Origin of the sequence: Caballeronia sp. ATUFL_F1_KS39 (assembly GCF_023630985.1) — a bacterium.
GTDB classification, from domain to species: Bacteria; Pseudomonadota; Gammaproteobacteria; order Burkholderiales; family Burkholderiaceae; genus Caballeronia; species Caballeronia zhejiangensis.
Map to the genome: position 1 here is coordinate 143,154 of NZ_JALQDZ010000012.1, position 20,014 is coordinate 163,167.

Genomic DNA, 20,014 nt, shown 5'->3' on the forward strand with positions numbered 1-20,014 from the left:
AGTGCGCCAGGCGCTGAAATGCCGCGCAAAATGAGACGAAATTATACTCGCCGCCCGCTTCGCGCCGGTCCGCGCGCCTTTTGTTTTATGATGTGCGCGCTTTTCAAGATCTCCCCGAACGCCCGCATCGACGGGCCTGCCGGAACCCGCCGCACCGCTGGAGCACACTTTGAGTTCATCGTCACCCCGTCTTTCGCGCCGCGCGTTTTCGCTCGCGGCCGCGTCGTCCGTTCTCGCCGCCTGCACTACCACGAGCGGCGGCAATTCAGGCGAAACGGCAATCGTCACGCCGCCGGCGCCGCCGAAGGCAGAACCGCAACAACCGATGCGTATCGGGCTCGCGCTCGGCGGCGGCGCCGCGCGCGGCTTCGCGCATATCGGCGTGATCAAGGCGCTCGAGGCGCGCAACGTGCGCGTGGATCTCGTCGCGGGCACGAGCGCCGGCTCGGTCATCGCGGCGCTGTACGCATCGGGGATGAGCGGCATCGCGATCAACAAGCTCGCCCTCACGATGGACGAAGCCTCGATCAGCGACTGGGCGATGCCCTTTCGCGCGCGCGGCATCCTGCAAGGCGTCGCGCTGCAGAACTACCTGAACAGGACGCTCGACAACCGTCCGATCGAAAAGATGGCGAAGCCGCTCGGCATCGTCGCCACGGATCTGAAGAGCGGCCAGCCGATTCTCTTTCAGCGCGGCAACACGGGCGTCGCTGTGCGGGCGTCGTGCAGCGTGCCGTCGATTTTCGAGCCGGTGAAGATCGGCGATCGCGAGTATGTCGACGGCGGGCTCGTGAGTCCGGTGCCAGCGGCGTTCGCGCACAAGATGGGCGCGGATTTCGTGATCGCCGTCGATATTTCGGCGCGGCCGGAAAGCGGGCTGACATCGAGCTCGTTCGACGTGCTGATGCAGACCTTCACGATCATGGGCCAGACCATCAAGGCCTACGAGCTCGACAAATACGCGAACGCGGTCGTTCGCCCCAACCTCAACGCGATGAGCAGCAGCGATTTCAGCCAGCGCAATGCATCGATTCTCGCGGGCGAGGAAGCCGTCGCCAAGATGTGGCCGACGTTGCAGCGACAGCTCGCGGAGCGCGGCGCGAAGGTCTGAACTTCTGCAATGCGAAGCATCGGCGCAAAAGAATGCCCGCAAAACAAAACGGCGGCTTCTCACGAAGCCGCCGTCATGGCGAATTAGAACCGGTCAGTAGTCCGCGTCCTCGATCCAGGCCGCCTGGATTGCCTCGAGAATCTTCTCGTTGGACTTTTCGGGATCGTCGTCGAAACCGTCGAGTTCGGTGATCCAGCGATGCAGGTCAGTGAAACGCACATATTGGGGATCGACATCCTGATGCGCGTCGGTGAGTGCCATCGCGATCTCCTGGGTATCTGTCCACTTCATGGGCGAGCCTCCTGTCAGTGATTTTCTTTGGCGTGATTGATGGAGTACCGCGGGATCTCGACCACCAGATCCTCGTCGGCAGGCACCATTGCCTGACATGATAACCGCGATGTCGGTTCGAGACCCCACGCTTTATCGAGCAGATCGTCCTCGTCTTCCTCGGACGGCTCGAGCGCGTTGAAGCCCTCGCGAATGATGACGTGGCACGTCGTGCACGCGCACGATTTCTCGCAGGCGTGCTCGATCTCGATGCCGTGATCCAGAAGATTGTCGCAGATGCTCTTGCCGATGTCGGCGTCGATCACCGCGCCGTCCGGGCAAAGCTCCACGTGAGGCAGCACAACGATTTGAGGCATGTTTCGTAATTTCTCGAATAGGATGATTTAGACGTCGTCGAGCTTGCGGCCCGCGAGCGCGCGGCGGATGCTCTTGTTCATGCGGCGCGCGGCGAATTCATCGGTGCCGGTGGCGAGCGTCTTCGTCGCATCTTCGATCTTCTCGACCGAATCGCCGTTCGCGAGCGCCGCCAGTTCGGTCACGAGCGCGACGATTTGCGCGCGTTCATCGTCGTCGAGCAGTTCGCCGTCGGTTTCGAGCGCAACGTGCGTCGCTTCGATGAGACGCTCCGCTTCCACCTGCGCCTCGCGCAACGCACGCGCGCGCATGTCCGTCTCGGCGGTCTTGAAGCTCTCTTCGAGCATGCGGGCGACTTCGTCGTCGGCGAGTCCGTACGACGGCTTCACGACCACCGACGCCTCCACGCCCGACATCTGCTCGCGCGCGAACACGGACAAGAGACCGTCCGCGTCGACCTGATAGGTCACACGAATGCGCGCCGCGCCCGCCGCCATCGGCGGAATGCCGCGCAACTCGAAGCGCGCGAGCGACCGGCAATCGGACACGAGTTCGCGCTCGCCCTGAACGACGTGGATCGCCATCGCGGTCTGGCCGTCCTTGAAGGTCGTGAAATCCTGCGCGCGCGCGGTCGGGATCGTCGAATTGCGCGGGATGATTTTCTCGGTGAGGCCGCCCATCGTTTCGACGCCGAGCGACAGCGGAATCACGTCGAGCAGCAGCCAGTCGTCGCCTTCGCCGCGACGGTTGCCCGCGAGCAGATCGGCCTGAATCGCAGCGCCCAGCGCGACGACCTGATCTGGATCGAGATTGATGAGCGGCGGCTGGCCGAAAAACGTTTCGACCGCGCGGCGGATCACCGGCATGCGCGTGGCGCCGCCAACCAGTACGACGCCCTTGATGTCCTTCGCGGCGACCTTCGCATCGCGCAGCGCCTTTTTCGTCGGCGTGAGCGTGCGCGCGACGAGCGCCTCGGTCAGCGCGGCGAACTCGGCTTCGGTCACGGCGACATCGATCTGCTGGCCGGTCGAGAGTGTCGCCTGGACGCGCGTTTCGTTCGTCGACGACAGCGCTTCCTTCGCGTTGCGAACGAGATCGAGCAGCAGGCGCACGTCTTCCGGCGCATCGACCGACACGCCCGCCGCCGTCAAGACGTGCCGATACAGCGCGTGATCGAAATCGTCGCCGCCGAGCGCGGAATCGCCGCCCGCCGCGAGCACTTCGAAGACGCCTTTCGTGAGCTTGAGAATCGACAGATCGAATGTGCCGCCGCCGAGGTCGTAGACGGCGTAGAGGCCTTCCGCGCCGTTATCGAGACCGTAAGCGATCGCGGCTGCGGTCGGCTCGTTGAGCAGGCGCAGCACGTTCAGGCCGGCGAGCTTCGCCGCGTCCTTCGTCGCCTGACGCTGGGCTTCGTCGAAATAGGCGGGCACCGTGATCACCGCGCCGACGAGATCCTCGCCGAGCGTGTCTTCCGCGCGATAACGCAGCGTCGCGAGAATTTCCGCCGATACTTCGACCGGGCTTTTCACGCCGTCGACGGTGCGAATCTGCACCATGCCCGGCGCGTCGATGAAATCGTACGGCGCGTTCTCCGCGCCCTCGACCTCGCTCTTGCCGCGGCCCATGAAACGCTTGACCGAGACGATCGTATTGCGCGGATCGATGACCGCTTCTTCCTTCGCGGCGCGGCCGATGCGCCGTCCGCCCTTCTCCAGATAGCGCACGACCGACGGCAGCAGCACGTGGCCGTCCTCGTCGGGCAGCGCTTCGGGCACGCTGCTGCGCACGGCCGCGACGAGCGAGTTCGTCGTGCCGAGATCGATGCCGACCGCCACGCGCCTTTGATGCGGCGCCGGCGCCATGCCGGGTTCTGAGATTTGCAGTAAAGCCATCGTTGGTCTTATGAGGTTGTATGCGGCGCGTTTGCCTTTAGTGTTCGAGCCGTTCGATCTGCGCGCCGATTTCATGCGCCACGCGTTCGATGAACATCAACTGACGCACGGCCTCGCCCGCCGCCTGATCCGACTTGCTGTCGATCAGCGCCTCGAGCTTGGTGAAGCGAATGCGCTCTTCGTCGCGCAGTTCGTCGAGCAGCGCTTCGAGCGCACCGATGTTCTTCGCGTTCGCCGCATCCTCGATATTTTCGCGCCATTCCATCTGCTGCATCAGGAACGCCGGCTCCATCGCGGTGTTGTTCTCCGCGCCGACGTCGATGCCGCGCTGCGCGAGCATATAGCGCGCGCGCTTCAGCGGATCGCGCAGCGTCTGATACGCCTCGTTCGCGTGCGTGGCCCACTGCATCGCGAGACGCTTCTGCGCATCGCCGGCCGCGGCGAAACGGTCCGGATGCACTTGCGCCTGCACGGTGCGATAAGCGTCGTCGAGCTTCTGCTGGTCGACGGCGAAGGTCTGCGGCAGATCGAAGAGATCGAAGTGACTGTCGGTGAGCGTGGCCATGCTATGTCTGTGAATTCAGTGTGCGCGAATGAAAAAGGCGGCACGCGCCGCCTCTTTTGCCGATACCGCCGGCGTCATTCCCGTCAGACGCGGAACGATTCGCCGCAGCCGCATTCGTCCTTCGCGTTCGGATTGTTGAACTTGAAGCCTTCGTTCAGGCCTTCGCGGGCGAAGTCCAGCTCGGTGCCGTCGAGATACGGAAGACTCTTCGGATCGATCACGATCTTCACGCCCGACGACTCGAACACGGTGTCTTCCGGTGCGAGCTCGTCGACATACTCGAGCTTGTACGCGAGGCCCGAACAGCCCGTCGTCCGCACGCCCAGCCGCAAGCCGACGCCCTTGCCGCGCCGCGTCAGATACTTCTGCACGTGTTGTGCCGCTTTATCCGTCAACGTGATTGCCATAGTCTTCGCTTCTCTCTTCGGGGCGCCGCCCCGGACGCCCGTCGTCACAATTACGCCGCTGCCTGCTTCGATTCAGCCGCTGCCGCTTCCGGCGCCGCGACGCCATGACGCTGCTTGTAGTCCGCAACCGCCGCCTTGATCGCGTCTTCCGCGAGGATCGAGCAGTGGATCTTCACCGGCGGCAGCGCCAGTTCTTCGGCGATCTGCGTGTTCTTGATGGTGAGCGCCTGATCCAGCGTCTTGCCCTTCACCCATTCGGTGACGAGCGAGCTCGATGCGATCGCCGAGCCGCAGCCGTAGGTCTTGAACTTCGCGTCCTCGATCACGCCATCCGCGCCCACGCGGATCTGCAGCTTCATCACGTCGCCGCACGCCGGCGCGCCGACCATGCCGGTGCCGACGGTGTCGTCGTCCTTCGAGAACGAGCCGACGTTACGCGGGTTTTCGTAGTGGTCCAGAACCTTGTCGCTATAAGCCATGATTCAAACTCTCCTAATATTCGGTGTCGCGTGGCGCTCAGTGGTCGCTTAGTGCGCAGCCCACTGGATGGTCGAGATGTCGATGCCGTCCTTGTGCATTTCCCAGAGCGGCGACAGATCGCGCAGTTTCGCGATCTTGTTCTTCAGCAGGTTGATCACATAGTCGACGTCCTGCTCGGTGGTGAAGCGGCCGACCGTGAAGCGGATCGAGCTGTGCGCGAGTTCGTCGTTACGGCCGAGCGCGCGCAGCACATAAGAGGGCTCGAGCGACGCCGACGTGCACGCCGAACCCGACGACACCGCGACGTCCTTCACCGCCATGATCAGCGATTCGCCTTCGACGAAGTTGAAGCTGATGTTGAGGTTGTGCGGCACGCGGCGTTCCATGTCGCCGTTGACGTACACCTCTTCGATGTCCTGCAGCCCCTTCAGCAGACGGTCGCGCAGCATGCGGATGCGCTCGTTCTCCGTCGCCATTTCCTCACGCGCGATGCGGAACGCTTCGCCCATGCCGACGATCTGATGCGTCGCGAGCGTGCCCGAACGCATGCCGCGCTCGTGACCGCCGCCGTGCATCTGCGCTTCGATGCGCACGCGCGGCTTGCGACGCACGTACAGCGCGCCGATGCCCTTCGGACCGTACGTCTTGTGAGCCGAAAACGACATCAGATCGACCTTCAGCTTTTGCAGATCGATTTCGATCTTGCCGGTGGCTTGCGCCGCATCGACGTGGAAAATGATGCCCTTCTCGCGCGTGATCTCGCCGATCGCCTCGATGTCCTGAATCACGCCGATTTCGTTGTTCACGCTCATCACGGAGACGAGGATCGTGTCCGGACGGATCGCCGCCTTGAACTTTTCCAGATCGATGAGACCGTCGTCCTTCACGTCGAGATACGTGACTTCGTAGCCTTCGCGCTCCAGCTCACGCGTGGTGTCGAGCACGGCCTTGTGCTCGGTCTTCACGGTGATGATGTGCTTGCCCTTGCTCTTGTAGAAGTGCGCCGCGCCCTTGATGGCGAGGTTGTCCGATTCCGTCGCACCCGACGTCCAGATGATCTCGCGCGGATCGCAATTCACGAGCGCCGCGACGTTCTCGCGCGCTTCCTCGACCGCACGCTCCGCATCCCAGCCGTACTGGTGGCTGCGCGAGGCCGGATTGCCGAACTGCTCGCGAAGATACGGAATCATCTTGTCCACCACGCGCGGATCGACGGGGGTCGTCGCGCTGTAGTCCATGTAAATGGGCAGGTGGGGAATATCGTTGTTCATCAGTCGCTCCGGGAAAATCGGTCAAAGCTCTTGGCTGGGACGCTTTCGTCTGCGCGCGCGGCTCGCGCCGGCGCGGTTTATGTCATCCGGCCAGATTGAAAATGGAATTCGGCCCCTTGGGCACGACACGCGCGGCCTCGACGCCAGCCGATTCCGCGCGCCGGTCGCGCAGCACCGCCGACGAACCTTCGCGCGCACGCTGCTGGTCGACCAGATCCTTCAACGAGACGGAATCGAGATACTCGACCATCTTCTGGTTCAGTGTCGCCCAGAGCTCGTGCGTCATGCAGTGGCCGTCGTGCTGCTTCGTGCCTTCGCACGTGCCCTTGCCGCCGCACTGCGTGGCGTCGATCGGCTCGTCGACCGCGATGATGATGTCGGCAACCGTGACGTTCTCCGCGCGGCGCGCGAGGTTGTAGCCGCCGCCCGGTCCGCGAACCGATTCGACGATCTCATGCCGCCGCAGCTTGCCGAAGAGCTGTTCGAGGTAGGAAAGCGAGATGCGCTGGCGCTGACTGATGCCTGCCAGCGTCACCGGGCCCTGCTCCTGGCGCAGCGCCAGGTCGATCATCGCCGTGACGGCGAAACGGCCTTTCGTGGTGAGTCTCATAATTGGGGGCTAACGCTAATACTCGATGGTTTTCGTCAAGTATAAATAGCCCACGTTTTTAGTCAAGTATCCGGGGCGAGATAAGTAGTCTTTTAACGCGTTTTTTCGGATCGCGCGGCCGCGCCGCCGCTCAGGCAGTCAACTGAGCGCGCAAGGCTTTCAGCAAGCCTTCACATGCGTCCTCGCATTGGTCGAGCACTTTTTCGAAGCCCTCTTCGCCACCGAAATAGGGATCGACCACCACGCGGCTGTCGTCGCGCGTCGCGAACTCCATCAGCAGGCGAATCTTGTCGCGGTGCTCGGACGGGCAGACTTCCGCCAAGGCGGCGGCGTTGGCGTCGTCCATGACGATGAACAGATCGAAGCGCGCGAAATCGGCCGCGGCGACCTGACGGCCGCGCAAGTTCGACAGATCGTAGCCGCGCTTCTTCGCTGCCTTTTGCGCGCGTTCGTCCGGCGGCTCGCCGATGTGCCAGTCGCCGGTGCCCGCCGAATCGATCACGATGCGCTCGGCCAGTTTCGCGCGCTCGACGAGATCGCGCATCACCGCTTCCGCGCTGGGCGAGCGGCAGATATTGCCGAGACAGACGAAGCAGACCGCGATCGAGTTCATCTAAAGCCGGGAAAAGTCGTGATGTCCGGCGTCGATAGAAACAGCACCGGAATGCGTCCCGAATTATACAAAGGGGCACAAATTCTCGCCCACACGGCTCATTCCATCTTGCGCAACGCTTTCATCTCTCGTCCCGATGGATGTCGTGCGTGATGAAGCGCGACTCGCCGTTGGGCATGTCGAGCCAGTCACGATGCGCAAGCGTGCGGCGCATATCGGAGAGACCGCTTTCCCAGTGTTCGCGCATCGTCGAAAAGCCGAACTGGTAGTCCTTGAAATGCCCCTCGTACTCTTTTTGCCGGTATATCAGGTGGATGATGTTGTAACGCTTCGAACATGCCAGTTCGGCGGCGAGCCTGCACCATTCGTCGCTCTCGCGGACGTCTTCGGGCACGAGATCGAGAACGTGCTGCAACACGTTACGGTAGCGCTGCGCGCGCTGCATCTGATCCGTGACGAGACGCGTGCGGCTCGAATACTGCACGTCCTTCACGCGCCCCATCACGTCGACGATGCTGTCGGGCACCGGCCCGCGCGCGCTCCACAGATCGACCTGGAAGGCGAGCGTGTCGCGGCGCGGCGTCGCCTGCGCGATTTCGTAGAGCGGCGTGTTCGACATGAGACCGCCGTCCCAATAGAACTGGCCGTCGATCTCGACTGCGGCGAAGCCCGGCGGCAAGGCGCCCGAGGCAATGAAATGCTCGGCGCGCAAGCGGATCTGCGTGTTATCGAAATACGCGAAGTTGCCGGTCGCGACGTTCACCGCGCCTACCGACACGCGCGTTTCGCCGGAATTGATGCGGTCGAAATCGCAAAGCCGCTCGAGCGTGGCCTTGAGCGGCGTGGTGTCGTAATAGCTCGCGGTCTGCGGCGAGCTCGACGCGATCGGCGACGGCGGCGGAAAGCGCGGGATGAAAAATCCCTTCTGCCCTTCGACGATCGCACCGAAAGCCTGCATCGCGGTGAACGCCTTGCGAATTTCGTCGGCGGAATCGAATAGCGCGCGCTCGAGGAACGCGGGCAACGGGAAACCGAACGCGGGCCGGCAGATCGTCTCCCAGAATTCAAGCAGACGCGTCACGCGATGCTCGGGCGCGTTGCCCGCGATGATCGCCGTGTTGAGCGCGCCGATCGAGATGCCGGCGATCCAGTTCGGATGGATGTCCGCCTCGTGCAACCCTTGATAGACGCCCGCCTGATAGGCGCCGAGCGCGCCCCCGCCCTGGAGCATGAGCGCGATCGTCTCGTAGGGCGGCAGGTGCACGCGGGTTTGCTGCCCGGCGGACGCCCGAGTCCGCGCGCTTTCCCGTCCTATGACTTCTTCGTTCTCGATTTCCGACATCCCGCGCGTTCTCCTTATTGCATGAACCAGCCGTGACTCACGACGAACGATTGCCCCGTCAGCGCCGCCGTTTCGAACGCGGAAAGGAAGAGCACGGTCTGAGCGACGTCCTCGACGGTCGTGAATACGCCATCGACCGTGCCACCGAGCATCACGCGCCTGACGACTTCTTCCTCGCTGATTCTCAACTCCTTCGCCTGCTCGGGAATTTGCTTGTCGACGAGCGGCGTACGCACGAAGCCCGGACAGACGACGTGCGAGCGCACGTTGTGCTTCGCGCCTTCCTTCGCCAGCACGCGCGCGAGGCCGAGCAGGCCGTGTTTCGCTGTCACATAGGCGGACTTCAGCGGCGACGCCTCGTGCGAATGCACCGAACCCATATAGATCACTACCCCGCCGCGATCGTCCTTGTACATATGCTTGAGCGCGGCTTTGGTGGTGAGAAACGCGCCGTCGACGTGGATCGCCATCATCTTCTTCCAGTCGGCGTACGCGTAGTTTTCGATGGGATTGACGATCTGAATGCCCGCGTTCGACACGAGGATGTCCACAAAGCCCAGTTCCGCAGCGACGCGATCGATGCCCTGATTGACGGCGTCTTCGTTCGTCACGTCCATCGCGATGCCGATAGCCTTGCCGCCCTTGCCGCGGATCTCTTCGGCGACCGCGTCCGCGCCCGCCTGATTCAGATCGGCGATGGCGACCGCCGCGCCCGCGCCGGCGAGCGTGGACGCGATAGCCTTGCCGATACCGCTCGCCGCGCCCGTCACGATCGCGGTCTTGCCGTCGAGCTTACCGTTTGATGACATGCGAACCTCCTATCCAGTGGGAAGACATCGGGTGTATGACAACATCCGTCGGCACGGCTATCAAGCTGGCCGTTCGGCATAGGAAAAGTCGGGCGAAACTCAGAACGCTTAGGCCATTCGGCCGACTGTTCATGAAAGTCCGGGAGCGGTTATTGTGCATGAAGGACGCAATGCGCCGCAGCACGCGCTGGGCGTCGTGAGTCATGCAGCGCACGGGGTCGGCTAGAATAGGCGCCCTTCCGCCGCACCTTTTCATTTTGCTTCTCGCGCCCGACGCGGGCCTCCTGTCATGCTCAGTTACCGTCACGCCTTTCATGCGGGCAACCACGCCGATGTGCTGAAACACGCGATCGTCATTCAGATGCTTCGCTATCTCGGCCAGAAGGACAAATCGTATTGGTATGTCGACACGCACGCCGGCGCCGGAGTGTATTCGCTCACCGAAGGCTTCGCGACGAAGAACGCCGAGTTCGAGACGGGCATCGGCAAGCTTTGGGATCGCGGCGACCTGCCTGCGCTGCTCGCCGACTATGTCGACGAAGTGAAGGCGTTGAATCCCGATGGCGGTCTGCGTTTCTATCCCGGCTCGCCCTATCTGGCCTGGCGCACGATGCGCGAGCAGGATCGCATGCGGCTTTTCGAGTTGCACAGCACGGAAATCGACGTGCTGCGCCACAATTTCCGCGATGCCGGCCGGCGCGCGATGATCTACGAAGGCGACGGCTTCGACGGCATCAAGGCGATTCTTCCGCCGCCGCCGAGGCGTGCGCTCGTGTTGATCGATCCGTCGTACGAGGACAAGCGCGACTACGCCCGCACGATTACGTGCCTCGAAGAAAGTATCAAGCGCTTCTCGACCGGAACGTATGCGGTCTGGTACCCGATCGTCACGCGCCAGGAGTCGCAGCGTTTCGCCGATCAGCTGAAGGCCATCCAGCCGAACGGCTGGCTGCATGCGGCCCTCACGGTGAGGAAACCGCCGACGGACGGCTTCGGGTTGTTCGGCAGCGGCATGTTCGTAATCAACCCGCCCTACACGCTGGCGAAGGAACTGAAGGAATCACTGCCCTACCTCGTCGACGCGCTCGGCGAGGACGGCAACGCTTCGTTCAAGCTTGAACATCGCGCCGACTGAGCACGGTTTCGCGGTCAGGGATGAGGCGCGCGCGGAGTTCTGGGGCGCACGCCGCCGCCAGGCTGAACGGGCACCGTGTTCTGTCCGCTTGAATATTCGACGTATGGTGAAACGACGATGGGCGGTTGAGCCTCCTGCGGGATGCCGGGCAATGTCGCCATCGGCACCATGCCCGGGCCGCCGAGCGGGCCGCTCTGGAGCACCGTGCCGCTCACGCCGCTGTGGATACCGGTTTGCGTATCGAGTACGAGCGGTTCGCCGCCCGGCTTGGCGAGCGCCGGTTGCGAGCCGGGCAAGACTGCGGCGAGCGCGATGCAAACCTGCGTGACTTTCGTGATTCGATGGCGGAACCCGATATTCGTCGTGTCATTGATATGGCCTGGCATCGCGCGCCCTTTTGTGTAGACGAAACCGCTTTACCTTACCCCGGTGGCAAGCTTTAGGCTAGGTGGTTCGACACATAAGCAGCCTTGCAACCGCCCCTTCCACAGGAGATACGATGAAATCAACAAGAATCGCACTTGCCATCTTCACCATCCTCTGCAGCGCAAGCGTGAATGCCCAGACCGCCGCGCCGGCGAGCGATGCAATGCCAGGCATGAATATGGAACAGCACGAGCCGAAGCCGACGGACGTCTCGTCCACCGCCGCGTTCCAGGCCGCCGATCAGAAAATGATGTCGGGCATGTCGAGCATCGAGTACACGGGGGACGCCGACCGGGATTTCGTCGCGCACATGATTCCGCATCATCAGGGCGCGGTGGAAATGGCGAAGGTCCAACTGAAGTACGGCAAGGACGCCAAGCTGCGCAAGCTGGCGAAGGACATCATCGCCGCGCAGAACAAGGAAATCGCATTCATGAAACAGTGGCTGGAGCAGCATCCGCACAAGCAGTAAAACGCTCCGCCCACGTGACGAGCAAAAAGCAAAAGCCCCGCAATCGCGGGGCTTTTGCTTTCACATCGGGCGTGTTCGACGCCAGGAACGAAACGCTTAAGCGTTGTAGCCGTTCGTTTCCAGCGAGCGGATGCGCTGTTCAAGCTGGACGATGTCCGTCGATTGCGCAAGATAGGCTTCGCGGCGGCGCTGCTCGGCGGCTTCAAACCAGATGCTCAGTTTTTCGATGAGGAATGCAAACATGGTGTTCTCCAAGGTCTTCGAAAGATCCCTGGCGGTTCGGGTCAGGGATTACCCGCGTTAGGGAATACCCGGATTATAGGGGAGAACGTCCGTGCCGGGGTAGTGAAATGCTTGAATAGTGTGCATTCGGATTCGGAATGGTGCAGGCCGCATTCTTGCTTAAACCACTGATTTCTCGTATCAATTCGCTCATTGTCAACAATCTGGTCGTTGCACATGCACCATTTTCGTGCATTACTGCGCCAGCTTGTCCAATATCGGGCAATCCGGCCGCGCGTCGCCGTGACAATGGTTAGCCAGATGCGACAGCGTGTCGCGCATCTCGGTTAATTCGGCGATCCGCCGGTCCAGTTCCGCAACATGTTCCAGCGCAATCGACTTCACCTCCGCGCTCGCCCGCGACCGGTCCTGCCACAAGGCGAGCAGCTTGCGGATATCGTCGACGAGAAAGCCGAGCCGGCGTGCCTGCCGCACGAAACGCAGCGCGTGGACCTCGTGATCGCCATACACGCGATATCCCGATGACGTCCGTCCGACCGGATTGAGCAATCCGACGCTCTCGTAGTAGCGGATCATTTTCGCGGTCACGCCCGAGGCGCGGGCCGCTTCGCCGATATTCATCGTCTGCTCCTGAAAAATGTCATTCCGACTCTACACCTTCCCATGATGGCAAGGTATACGATGTCGTTGATCCGGACTTTTTCAAGGGGAAACAGCAATGACCGAATTCGAAGTTCAGGGCATGAGTTGCCAGCACTGCGTCGCCGCTGTGACGCGCTCGATTCAGGAAATCGATCCGCAAGCGCAAGTTCGCGTCGATCTGGAGCGAGGCAAGGTCGCCGTCGAATCCGCAAAATCGAACGATGCGCTCAAGGAAGCCATCGACGAGGCCGGCTATACGGTCGTCGGCGTCGCTTCGGCATGAGGCAAAACGAGCGCTTTACCGTCGCGCTGATCGGGGCGTCGGGGTTGCTGGGCCGGGCGGTTGCCACGGAACTGGCGAGCGCGCCCAGCACGCAGACGTGGCGCGTCGTGCATACGGCTCACCGGCGCGCCGACGCCGCGAGCGTGAAGCTCGACCTGCTCGACCATGACGCGGTACGCGCGTTCGTGCGCGATCTCGCGCCGGATGCGATCGTGGTCGCGGCAGCGGAGCGGCGTCCGGACATCTGCGAAAACGATCCGGCGCTCGCGCGCGCGTTGAATGTCGAGGCGTTGAGCGTGGTCGCCACCGAAGCGCGCGCGCTCGGCACATGGGTATTGTCGATTTCGACCGACTACGTCTTCGACGGCGCGTCGCCGCCCTATTTGCCCGACGACGCGCCCGCGCCGCTCAACGCCTACGGCCAGAGCAAGCTCGACGGCGAACGCGCGCTGCTCGCGAGCGATCCGATGTCCTGCGTGCTGCGTCTGCCGCTGCTTTACGGGCCGTTCACCGACTGGAGCGAATCTGCGGTGACGAGCCTCACGCCCGCGATCGTGAAATCGTCCGAGGCTGCCGGCGCGCCCGCCTCGATGGACGCCTGGGCGACGCGTTATCCGACATACACGCCCGATGTCGCCGTGGTGATTCGCGGCATGCTCGAACATCACGCGAAAGGCGCGACGATCTCCGGGATCACGCAATGGTCCGGCGACGAGCCGATGACGAAGTTCGATATCGCCGAACGCATCGCGCGAGCACTGAAAGTGGACGCGAAGCTCGTTGCGCAGCGCACGCCCGCGGACGCGACGCCGCGCCCGCGCGACTGTCATCTCGATTCCGGCCGGCTGGAAGCGCTGGGCATCGGCCGGCGCACGCCGTTCGACATCGCGATCGGCAGACTGCTCGCGAAGTATCCGGACGTCTCATCTCAGTGAAAATCGCGGCTCGGCGCGGCCAGGCGGCCGAGCAAAGCACTATGGTCTTCGAGCCGCTGCGCCACCAGATGGCGCACCTCGCCTTCCATTTGCCAGACGCCGTGCACGCCGAGCAGCGACGCGCCTAGCAGCACCTTGCGCTGTTTCTCGACGAGCCCCGGCCAGACGATCACGTTGATTGCGCCCGTTTCGTCCTCGATCGATACGAAAATCGTGCCGTTGGCCGTGCCCGGCCGCTGCCGCACCGTCACGATGCCGCACGCCCGCACGAAGCGCCCGTTTCTGATATCCGCGAGTTCGGCCGCGGTCTTGAAGCGCATACGCGCGAGCTTCGCGCGCAAAAGCGCGAGCGGATGCCGATTGAGCGTGAGCCCGAGACTCGCGTAATCGTCGACGATTTCGCGACCTTCCGATGCTTCCGGCAACAGCAGCGGCGCCTCGCTCATCGGCGCGTCGCGCAGCAATTCCGGCGCGCGCTGCTGTGCGGTGACCGCCCACCACGCCTGACGCCGGTGTCCTGCAATGCTCGCGAGCGCATTGCCCGCCGCGAGCGCTTCGAGTTCGCGGCGCGACAACGCGGCACGGCGCGTGAGATCGTCGACATCGATGAACGGCGCTTCTGCGCGCGCGGCCATGATCCGCTCGGCCGCCGCTTGCGGCAGACCTTTGATCAGTTGCAGGCCGATCCGCACGCCTGGCCCTTTCGCGCCGTATTGCCGTCCATCCAGCTCGACGCGCTTTCTGAGCCTGCGCGCCGCTCGCTGCACGGTCTTCCGGAACACGCGATCCGACTCTGCCGCGCCGTAAAACTGTTGACGCCGCCGCTCCTTGCCGGCATCGAACCCGATGCGCTCGCCATCGCCGGCGCGCGCTTCCAGCACCGACTCCCAATCACTCAGCGAAACATCGGGCGCGAACACCGGCACGCCGTGACGCCGCGCGTCCTGCACGAGTTGCGACGGCGAATAAAAGCCGAGCGGCTGGCTGTTCAGCAGGCCGGCCAGAAACGCCGCGGGCTCGTAACGCTTGATCCACGCGCTGAAATAGACGAGCAGCGCGAAGCTCGCCGAGTGACTCTCAGGAAAGCCGTATTCGCCGAAACCCTCGATCTGCTTGCACACGCGCGCGGCGAAATCGTGCTCGTAGCCGCGCGCGAGCATCTTCTGCATGAGATCGGCTTGATACTTTTCCAGATGACTGCCGCGGCGCCACGCGGCCATCGCGCGGCGCAACTGATCGGCCTGTTCCGCCGTGTAGCCCGCCGCGACCATCGCGAGCTTCATCACCTGCTCCTGAAAGATCGGCACGCCGAGCGTGCGGCCGAGCACCGGCCGCAGTTCCTCTTTCGGATAATCCTCCTCTTCTAGGCCCTGCTTGCGGCGCAAATACGGATGCACCATGCCGCCCTGGATCGGGCCGGGCCGCACGATCGCCACTTCGATGACGAGGTCGTAATACTTCTGAGGCCGCAAGCGCGGCAGCATGCTCTGCTGCGCACGCGATTCGATCTGAAACACGCCGATGGTGTCCGCGCGGCAGCACATTTCGTAGACGGCCTTGTCCTCGCGACGAATATGCGACAGCCCGAAGCCCGGCACGCCGCGCCGCAGCGCGACGAATTCGAGCGCGCGCCGGATCGCCGAAAGCATGCCGAGCGCGAGCACGTCGACTTTCAGGAGCTTCAGCTGATCGATGTCGTCCTTGTCCCATTGAATCACGCAGCGGTCCTTCATCGCGGCGTTTTCGATCGGCACGAGCCGCGACAGACGTTCCCGCGCGATCACGAAGCCACCGACATGCTGCGACAAATGCCGCGGAAAGCCGCGCAACTCGCGCGTGAGCCGGATCAGATGCTTCGTGACGTGCGAATCGTCGCTGAAGCCGGCTTCCCGGAGATAACCCGCCACCGCCGACGGCCCGTCCCACCATTGCTGCGATTTGCCGATGCGCTCGATCAGCGATGCATCGAGCCCGAGCGCCTTGCCGACATCCTTCAGCGCGCTGCGCGTGTGATACGTGATGAGCGACGCCGCCAGCGACGCGCGATGCCGCCCGTACTTCTGATAGATGTACTGGATGACTTCCTCGCGCCGCTGATGCTCGAAATCGACATCGATGTCGGGGGGCTCGTTGCGCGCTTGCGAGATGAAGCGCTCGATCAGGAGACCCATCCGCACCGGATCGAGCTCGGTGATGAAGAGGCAATAACAAATGATCGAATTCGCCGCCGAGCCGCGTCCCTGACACAAAATCCCTTTGCTGCGCGCGAACGCGACGATGTCGTAGACCGTCAGGAAGTACTTCTCGTATTCCAGCTTCGCGACGAGCGCCAGTTCCTTGTCGATGAGACCGATCGTCTCGGCGTCCATGCCGTTCGGCCAGCGCTGCAGCGCGCCCGCCATCACCCGCTTGCGCAGATAGCTCGCGGGCGTCTCGCCGGGCGGCACCAGTTCCTCGGGATATTCGTACTTGAGTTCGTCGAGCGAGAAGGTGCAGCGCGCGGCCACCTTCAACGTTTCCCGGATCGCCTCTTTCGGATAAAGCGCGCCGATGCGCAACCGCGTGCGCAGATGCCGCTCCGCGTTCGCTTCGAGCGCATAGCCGCATTCGGCGAGCGGCCGGTTCAGGCGAATCGCGGTGAGCGTGTCCTGCAAGGGCTTGCGCGAGCGCGCGTGCATCAGCGCACCGCTTGCCGCGATGAGCGGCAATCCGCTCGCCTGCGCGATCACGCGGCACGAAGCGAGACGCTCGTCGTCGCTGCCGTCCTGCCAGAGCTCCAGCGCGAGCCACGCGCGGCCCGCGGCGAAACCGGCCAGCCAGTGCGCGCGATCGAGCGTATCGGCGAGCGTCGCTGCGCGCTGCGGCACGAGAATCAGCAGGCAATCGGGCAAGTGCTTCAGATGCGCGATATCGCCGCGCAAGTCCGATGTATCGGATGAAGCGGCGGGATCGGTGAAGTCTTCCGGACCGATCCGATAGCTGCCCTTCGGCGAACGCGCGCGCGCGTGCGAAATCAGCTCGGACAGGTTGCCGTAGCCCGCCCGATTTGTCGCGAGCGCGATGAGCGTGCAGAACGGCTCGCCATCGGCGTCCGTGAGATGCAGTTCGCTGCCGATGATCAGCTTCAGATCCTGGCTCTTGGGCGGCGGCTCGCCGGCAAGCCGCGCGGCTTCGGCGTCGGCTTGCGCCTTCGCCTCGATGTCCTTGATCGCGGCATGCGCGCGCACGACGCCCGCGAGCGAGCATTCATCCGTAATCGCGAGCGCGGTGTAGCCGTGTTCGAGCGCGGCCGCCGCCAGTTCCTGCGGATGCGATGCGCCGCGCAGAAACGAAAAGTTACTCAGGCAATGCAGTTCGGCATAACCGGGCAACAACGCCGACGCCGACATCGAGCCGGGAAACGCGTTGTCTCCATCCAGACCGATGATGTCGTTCAGATCATCCATCGCGCATCATCCGAAAAAACCGTGCAGGAACCAGTCGCCCGTAAGACGTTCGCGATAGAGCCAGAACATGCGCCCGCGATCGTCGGCGGCGACGTAGTAATCGCGCTGGACGCCGTTGCCGTCCCACCATCCCGCCTCGATACGCTCGGTCCGGCTGATCAGCTTCAACGGACGCCGATAGAACGGCCGCTCGTTGCGCAGCATCAGCTTTTGCGGCGTTTCGAGTATCCACGACGGACGCGGCTGCTGAGGCACGGCGAGATCGGGAAGTTCGAGCGGTTCGTCTGACTCCGTTTGCACTTCGGGTTCTGCTTCTGCCCTTGCCGTTTGCGTCTTCGGCGACTTTTTTCCACGCTTGGGTTTCGTTTCGCTTGCGGGCTTATAAGGTTCGACGGTCATCGCCGCCTCGGGCCGATGATCGTCGCGCGCGACCAGTTGCACCACGTTCTCCGCGCCCAGCCGCGCGCTCAGGCGTTCGAGCAGTTGCGCCATCGATTCGCTGTCGGAACCAGGCATCGGAAACAAGGTGTCGGGCGGCGGCGCATACTCGCTGACCTTGTCGGCCAGGAGTTTCATCTCGATGACGGGCGCGGCGAGCGTCGTCTGATTCAGCTTCTCGCGCAAGAGCCACAGGATGTGGTCGGCGTCGCGCGTCGGCACGGCCCACGCCACCTTGAATGTCGACGTTTTCGGCGCGTGACGGGCGGCCAGTTCGTGTTCGAGCAAGAGCGAAAATTCGCTGACCGCCGCATGATGCGCAGAGAGCCAGCCGGCGAGTTGCAGCACGAGCCGGCGCGCGGCGAACAGCAGCGCCTCGGCGCTTTCCACGCGCGCCTGCAATTCGAGCCGCGCTTCGAACGACGCCGGCGCACAAAATGCCTCGCGCGGGTCGGGCGCCTGTCCGTACGCTTGCGCGAGCCATTGCAGAACGCCTTGCCCGAAGCGGCGCGCGACGCCCTTGCGCGGCAGACGACGCAAATCGGCGAGCGTCGCGCAACCGATCTGCTCGAACACGTTGCCGTGCGAATGCGCCGATGGGATGAGCGATACGGGCAACTCATCGAGTACGTGCACGAGCGTCGTCTCTTTCACGATGCGTACGCGCCGCGCGACCCGGCGCGTGCGCGCGTGCGCCAGCAGCCACGCGCCCCACGCTGTCGGCGCGCAGCCCATGCGGGACGTGAAGCCACATCCTTTAACCGTCGATGTCACGCTGGACAGCAACGCGCGCAATCCGCCGAAGAGCCGCATGCTGGCGCCGACTTCGAGCAGTACCGTATTCGCATGCGCGAGCACGACTTTGGGCGTGAACGCGAGCAGCGCCAGCGCAACGGCTTCGAGCGCGTTCTGCTCCTCGCGAATGTCGACGGCAAGCAACGTCAGTTGGGGCGCGAGCGCGAACGCATGCGAGCGCGTGCTGCCGGGCCGCACGCCGAGCCGAAACGCGACGAGATCGGGCATCAGGACGCGCGCGTGATCGGCTAGCGCGAAGCATGACTGATCGATATTGTCATTCGCCGTCGAGCTCGCTCCAGGCGATGTCGAGTTCGCCGGCGCTGAGGGCATCGAAGGCGGCCTGACGGCTTCGAGCGATAAAAGCGGCAATGTCACCGCTATCCACAACATGTTTGACCTCTCGTGCTTTCCTTGCCTGATGCGCCCGACGAATATGTTCGGGCAGCGCAGGCATCTGCAGCGGCAAGTTCAACTGCAAGGGCTTGCCGAGCAATGGGCCGCGCCGCTTGATGATGTCGATTTCGAGCATGACGGCCTGCATCCATTCGCGACGGTTCATCGTCTGCGCGTTGGCGGGAAGTATCGGCTTGCAGACCATGCGCAGCGGCGCAGCGGAGGATTGCTTCGCCGCTTTGAGCGGGCGGAACAGAAATGCCAGCGACTGCGCTTCCTGAGCCGCCACCTGCAGTCTTCGCAAGGCTTTGGCATCGACTTGTGGTAGCCAGATCAGCACTGCGCCGATGCCTTCCTGCTTCAACGACTGCTCCGCGGCCCAGAGCACCTGATCCTCGGCCGCTTTGACCCAGACCAGCTTGTTCACCGCGATGTTCATCGTCCGAAGCGCGGCCAGATTGGGCTTCCACGGTGGCGCGACGAAGATGACGGAGCGGCCTTTGCTTGCTGTCAGTTCGCGGATCGAGTGCGCGAGCAGTCTGATTTCGCCTACGCCACTCTCTTCGATCAGCAACTCGGTGACTGAGCCGGGCATCCAGCCTGCGCCGGGCAAGGCGAAGTCGAGCGCTCGAAAGCCGCTCGAGATGATGTTCGAATCGGGATCGTTGACCGGACTGCCCTGCCAGACCTGACGCTGCAGATGCGATGTCAGCCCGATGTCGAGCAATGAAAGTGCTGCACCCATGAGTTTTCCCCGTCCGACGCGAATACAGGGGCCTGCTCATGGCGCAAGCGCTCGGTGGGCCTCCGGTTTACTGTATATTTATACAGTATTTTTGCGGGCGAGGGTAAACAGCTGGCAGATAGAAGGATGCGCCGATGGGGCGCGAGGCGAGTCGCAGCGCGGGTTATCCGGATTCACGGATACCGCGCTTAAACGCAAAAACCCCACCTTTTTGGGGTGGAGTTTTTGTTTGTAGCATGAGGAGCCTGACGATTACCTACTTTCACACGGGTATCCGCACTATCATCGGCGTGGAGTCGTTTCACGGTCC

Annotated in this window: 22 protein-coding genes; 5 read left to right on the forward strand and 17 right to left on the reverse strand. The window is 63.3% G+C overall.

The genetic code is table 11. The features are described from left to right. Positions 1–136: 136 nt before the first annotated feature. Positions 137–1,111, forward strand: a complete 975-nt coding sequence (locus tag NCR93_RS08390) for a patatin-like phospholipase family protein (protein WP_250439922.1) — start codon at positions 137–139, stop codon at positions 1,109–1,111. A gap of 93 nt (positions 1,112–1,204) precedes the next feature. Here the strand turns inward: NCR93_RS08390 and iscX are convergent, their stop codons facing one another. The 11 genes from iscX to NCR93_RS08445 form a co-directional block, all read right to left on the reverse strand. Continuing rightward, positions 1,205–1,402: a Fe-S cluster assembly protein IscX gene (iscX, locus tag NCR93_RS08395; RefSeq protein ID WP_008349212.1), complete on the reverse strand. Its 198-nt coding sequence runs from the start codon at positions 1,400–1,402 to the stop codon at positions 1,205–1,207. 14 nt (positions 1,403–1,416) lie between these two features. Next, positions 1,417–1,758 carry an ISC system 2Fe-2S type ferredoxin gene (gene fdx, locus NCR93_RS08400; protein ID WP_008349211.1) on the reverse strand — a complete coding sequence of 114 codons (342 nt, stop codon included), beginning with the start codon at positions 1,756–1,758 and terminating at the stop codon, positions 1,417–1,419. A 27-nt stretch (positions 1,759–1,785) separates the two neighbouring features. After that, positions 1,786–3,651 carry a Fe-S protein assembly chaperone HscA gene (hscA, locus tag NCR93_RS08405; protein WP_034473214.1) on the reverse strand — a complete coding sequence of 622 codons (1,866 nt, stop codon included), beginning with the start codon at positions 3,649–3,651 and terminating at the stop codon, positions 1,786–1,788. A 37-nt stretch (positions 3,652–3,688) separates the two neighbouring features. Next, on the reverse strand, positions 3,689–4,216 hold the full coding sequence (hscB, locus tag NCR93_RS08410; RefSeq protein ID WP_175982302.1) for a Fe-S protein assembly co-chaperone HscB: 528 nt from the start codon (positions 4,214–4,216) through the stop codon (positions 3,689–3,691). An 83-nt stretch (positions 4,217–4,299) separates the two neighbouring features. Beyond that, positions 4,300–4,623, reverse strand: a complete 324-nt coding sequence (iscA, locus tag NCR93_RS08415) for an iron-sulfur cluster assembly protein IscA (protein WP_008349207.1) — start codon at positions 4,621–4,623, stop codon at positions 4,300–4,302. A 50-nt stretch (positions 4,624–4,673) separates the two neighbouring features. After that, positions 4,674–5,102 carry a Fe-S cluster assembly scaffold IscU gene (gene iscU, locus NCR93_RS08420; protein WP_008349206.1) on the reverse strand — a complete coding sequence of 143 codons (429 nt, stop codon included), beginning with the start codon at positions 5,100–5,102 and terminating at the stop codon, positions 4,674–4,676. 48 nt (positions 5,103–5,150) lie between these two features. Then, on the reverse strand, positions 5,151–6,374 hold the full coding sequence (locus tag NCR93_RS08425; RefSeq protein ID WP_008349205.1) for an IscS subfamily cysteine desulfurase: 1,224 nt from the start codon (positions 6,372–6,374) through the stop codon (positions 5,151–5,153). A gap of 82 nt (positions 6,375–6,456) precedes the next feature. Continuing rightward, positions 6,457–6,984 carry a Fe-S cluster assembly transcriptional regulator IscR gene (iscR, locus tag NCR93_RS08430; protein WP_008349204.1) on the reverse strand — a complete coding sequence of 176 codons (528 nt, stop codon included), beginning with the start codon at positions 6,982–6,984 and terminating at the stop codon, positions 6,457–6,459. Positions 6,985–7,114: 130 nt separating this feature from the next. Further along, complete coding sequence (locus NCR93_RS08435; protein WP_175982303.1) at positions 7,115–7,597, reverse strand: low molecular weight protein-tyrosine-phosphatase; 483 nt, start codon at positions 7,595–7,597, stop codon at positions 7,115–7,117. 121 nt (positions 7,598–7,718) lie between these two features. Continuing rightward, complete coding sequence (locus NCR93_RS08440) at positions 7,719–8,939, reverse strand: DUF3734 domain-containing protein (RefSeq protein WP_008349202.1); 1,221 nt, start codon at positions 8,937–8,939, stop codon at positions 7,719–7,721. Positions 8,940–8,953: 14 nt separating this feature from the next. Beyond that, entirely contained in the window at positions 8,954–9,748 is a 795-nt protein-coding gene (locus NCR93_RS08445; protein ID WP_175982304.1) for a 3-hydroxybutyrate dehydrogenase, read from the reverse strand. A 289-nt stretch (positions 9,749–10,037) separates the two neighbouring features. On the opposite strand from NCR93_RS08445, the gene NCR93_RS08450 reads away from it, so the two are divergent. Continuing rightward, on the forward strand, positions 10,038–10,883 hold the full coding sequence (locus NCR93_RS08450) for a 23S rRNA (adenine(2030)-N(6))-methyltransferase RlmJ (RefSeq protein WP_008349200.1): 846 nt from the start codon (positions 10,038–10,040) through the stop codon (positions 10,881–10,883). A gap of 14 nt (positions 10,884–10,897) precedes the next feature. Here NCR93_RS08450 and NCR93_RS08455 read toward each other — a convergent pair whose 3' ends face one another. Beyond that, complete coding sequence (locus tag NCR93_RS08455; protein ID WP_008349199.1) at positions 10,898–11,269, reverse strand: hypothetical protein; 372 nt, start codon at positions 11,267–11,269, stop codon at positions 10,898–10,900. 113 nt (positions 11,270–11,382) lie between these two features. On the opposite strand from NCR93_RS08455, the gene copM reads away from it, so the two are divergent. Further along, the gene (copM, locus tag NCR93_RS08460) at positions 11,383–11,781 is read left to right on the forward strand and encodes a CopM family metallochaperone (RefSeq protein ID WP_175982305.1); all 399 of its coding nucleotides are present in this window, start codon (positions 11,383–11,385) and stop codon (positions 11,779–11,781) included. A 96-nt stretch (positions 11,782–11,877) separates the two neighbouring features. Here the strand turns inward: copM and NCR93_RS08465 are convergent, their stop codons facing one another. Continuing rightward, positions 11,878–12,024 (reverse strand): DUF3563 family protein, encoded by a 147-nt coding sequence (locus NCR93_RS08465; protein ID WP_008349196.1) that lies wholly within the window; start codon positions 12,022–12,024, stop codon positions 11,878–11,880. 234 nt (positions 12,025–12,258) lie between these two features. Then, on the reverse strand, positions 12,259–12,645 hold the full coding sequence (gene cueR, locus NCR93_RS08470; protein WP_008349194.1) for a Cu(I)-responsive transcriptional regulator: 387 nt from the start codon (positions 12,643–12,645) through the stop codon (positions 12,259–12,261). A gap of 97 nt (positions 12,646–12,742) precedes the next feature. Between cueR and NCR93_RS08475 the strand changes: the two genes are divergently transcribed. Together NCR93_RS08475 and NCR93_RS08480 are read left to right on the forward strand one after the other, a co-directional pair. Next, on the forward strand, positions 12,743–12,949 hold the full coding sequence (locus NCR93_RS08475) for a heavy-metal-associated domain-containing protein (protein ID WP_008349193.1): 207 nt from the start codon (positions 12,743–12,745) through the stop codon (positions 12,947–12,949). Beyond that, positions 12,946–13,884 (forward strand): dTDP-4-dehydrorhamnose reductase family protein, encoded by a 939-nt coding sequence (locus tag NCR93_RS08480; protein WP_175982306.1) that lies wholly within the window; start codon positions 12,946–12,948, stop codon positions 13,882–13,884. The genes NCR93_RS08475 and NCR93_RS08480 overlap by 4 nt, the downstream gene beginning before the upstream one ends. Here the strand turns inward: NCR93_RS08480 and NCR93_RS08485 are convergent. The 3 genes from NCR93_RS08485 to imuA are packed head-to-tail and all read right to left on the reverse strand — an operon-like array spanning position 13,878 to position 19,704. After that, positions 13,878–17,330: an error-prone DNA polymerase gene (locus tag NCR93_RS08485; protein ID WP_008349191.1), complete on the reverse strand. Its 3,453-nt coding sequence runs from the start codon at positions 17,328–17,330 to the stop codon at positions 13,878–13,880. The two genes, NCR93_RS08480 and NCR93_RS08485, sit on opposite strands and share 7 nt — an antisense overlap. A gap of 6 nt (positions 17,331–17,336) precedes the next feature. Next, complete coding sequence (locus tag NCR93_RS08490) at positions 17,337–18,896, reverse strand: Y-family DNA polymerase (RefSeq protein WP_372492604.1); 1,560 nt, start codon at positions 18,894–18,896, stop codon at positions 17,337–17,339. Continuing rightward, complete coding sequence (imuA, locus tag NCR93_RS08495; RefSeq protein WP_175982308.1) at positions 18,841–19,704, reverse strand: translesion DNA synthesis-associated protein ImuA; 864 nt, start codon at positions 19,702–19,704, stop codon at positions 18,841–18,843. The genes NCR93_RS08490 and imuA overlap by 56 nt, the downstream gene beginning before the upstream one ends. Positions 19,705–20,014: the final 310 nt, after the last annotated feature.

What these genes read in the sequence shown, in the direction of transcription:
- iscX (WP_008349212.1), bottom strand. Translation starts at nt 1,402, where the DNA reads ATGAAGTGGACAGATACCCAGGAGATCGCGATGGCACTCACCGACGCG.
- fdx (WP_008349211.1), bottom strand. Translation starts at nt 1,758, where the DNA reads ATGCCTCAAATCGTTGTGCTGCCTCACGTGGAGCTTTGCCCGGACGGC.
- hscA (WP_034473214.1), bottom strand. Translation starts at nt 3,651, where the DNA reads ATGGCTTTACTGCAAATCTCAGAACCCGGCATGGCGCCGGCGCCGCAT.
- hscB (WP_175982302.1), bottom strand. Translation starts at nt 4,216, where the DNA reads ATGGCCACGCTCACCGACAGTCACTTCGATCTCTTCGATCTGCCGCAG.
- iscA (WP_008349207.1), bottom strand. Translation starts at nt 4,623, where the DNA reads ATGGCAATCACGTTGACGGATAAAGCGGCACAACACGTGCAGAAGTAT.
- iscU (WP_008349206.1), bottom strand. Translation starts at nt 5,102, where the DNA reads ATGGCTTATAGCGACAAGGTTCTGGACCACTACGAAAACCCGCGTAAC.
- NCR93_RS08425 (WP_008349205.1), bottom strand. Translation starts at nt 6,374, where the DNA reads ATGAACAACGATATTCCCCACCTGCCCATTTACATGGACTACAGCGCG.
- iscR (WP_008349204.1), bottom strand. Translation starts at nt 6,984, where the DNA reads ATGAGACTCACCACGAAAGGCCGTTTCGCCGTCACGGCGATGATCGAC.
- NCR93_RS08435 (WP_175982303.1), bottom strand. Translation starts at nt 7,597, where the DNA reads ATGAACTCGATCGCGGTCTGCTTCGTCTGTCTCGGCAATATCTGCCGC.
- NCR93_RS08440 (WP_008349202.1), bottom strand. Translation starts at nt 8,939, where the DNA reads ATGTCGGAAATCGAGAACGAAGAAGTCATAGGACGGGAAAGCGCGCGG.
- NCR93_RS08445 (WP_175982304.1), bottom strand. Translation starts at nt 9,748, where the DNA reads ATGTCATCAAACGGTAAGCTCGACGGCAAGACCGCGATCGTGACGGGC.
- NCR93_RS08450 (WP_008349200.1), top strand. Translation starts at nt 10,038, where the DNA reads ATGCTCAGTTACCGTCACGCCTTTCATGCGGGCAACCACGCCGATGTG.
- NCR93_RS08455 (WP_008349199.1), bottom strand. Translation starts at nt 11,269, where the DNA reads ATGCCAGGCCATATCAATGACACGACGAATATCGGGTTCCGCCATCGA.
- copM (WP_175982305.1), top strand. Translation starts at nt 11,383, where the DNA reads ATGAAATCAACAAGAATCGCACTTGCCATCTTCACCATCCTCTGCAGC.
- NCR93_RS08465 (WP_008349196.1), bottom strand. Translation starts at nt 12,024, where the DNA reads ATGTTTGCATTCCTCATCGAAAAACTGAGCATCTGGTTTGAAGCCGCC.
- cueR (WP_008349194.1), bottom strand. Translation starts at nt 12,645, where the DNA reads ATGAATATCGGCGAAGCGGCCCGCGCCTCGGGCGTGACCGCGAAAATG.
- NCR93_RS08475 (WP_008349193.1), top strand. Translation starts at nt 12,743, where the DNA reads ATGACCGAATTCGAAGTTCAGGGCATGAGTTGCCAGCACTGCGTCGCC.
- NCR93_RS08480 (WP_175982306.1), top strand. Translation starts at nt 12,946, where the DNA reads ATGAGGCAAAACGAGCGCTTTACCGTCGCGCTGATCGGGGCGTCGGGG.
- NCR93_RS08485 (WP_008349191.1), bottom strand. Translation starts at nt 17,330, where the DNA reads ATGGATGATCTGAACGACATCATCGGTCTGGATGGAGACAACGCGTTT.
- NCR93_RS08490 (WP_372492604.1), bottom strand. Translation starts at nt 18,896, where the DNA reads ATGCCCTCAGCGCCGGCGAACTCGACATCGCCTGGAGCGAGCTCGACG.
- imuA (WP_175982308.1), bottom strand. Translation starts at nt 19,704, where the DNA reads ATGGGTGCAGCACTTTCATTGCTCGACATCGGGCTGACATCGCATCTG.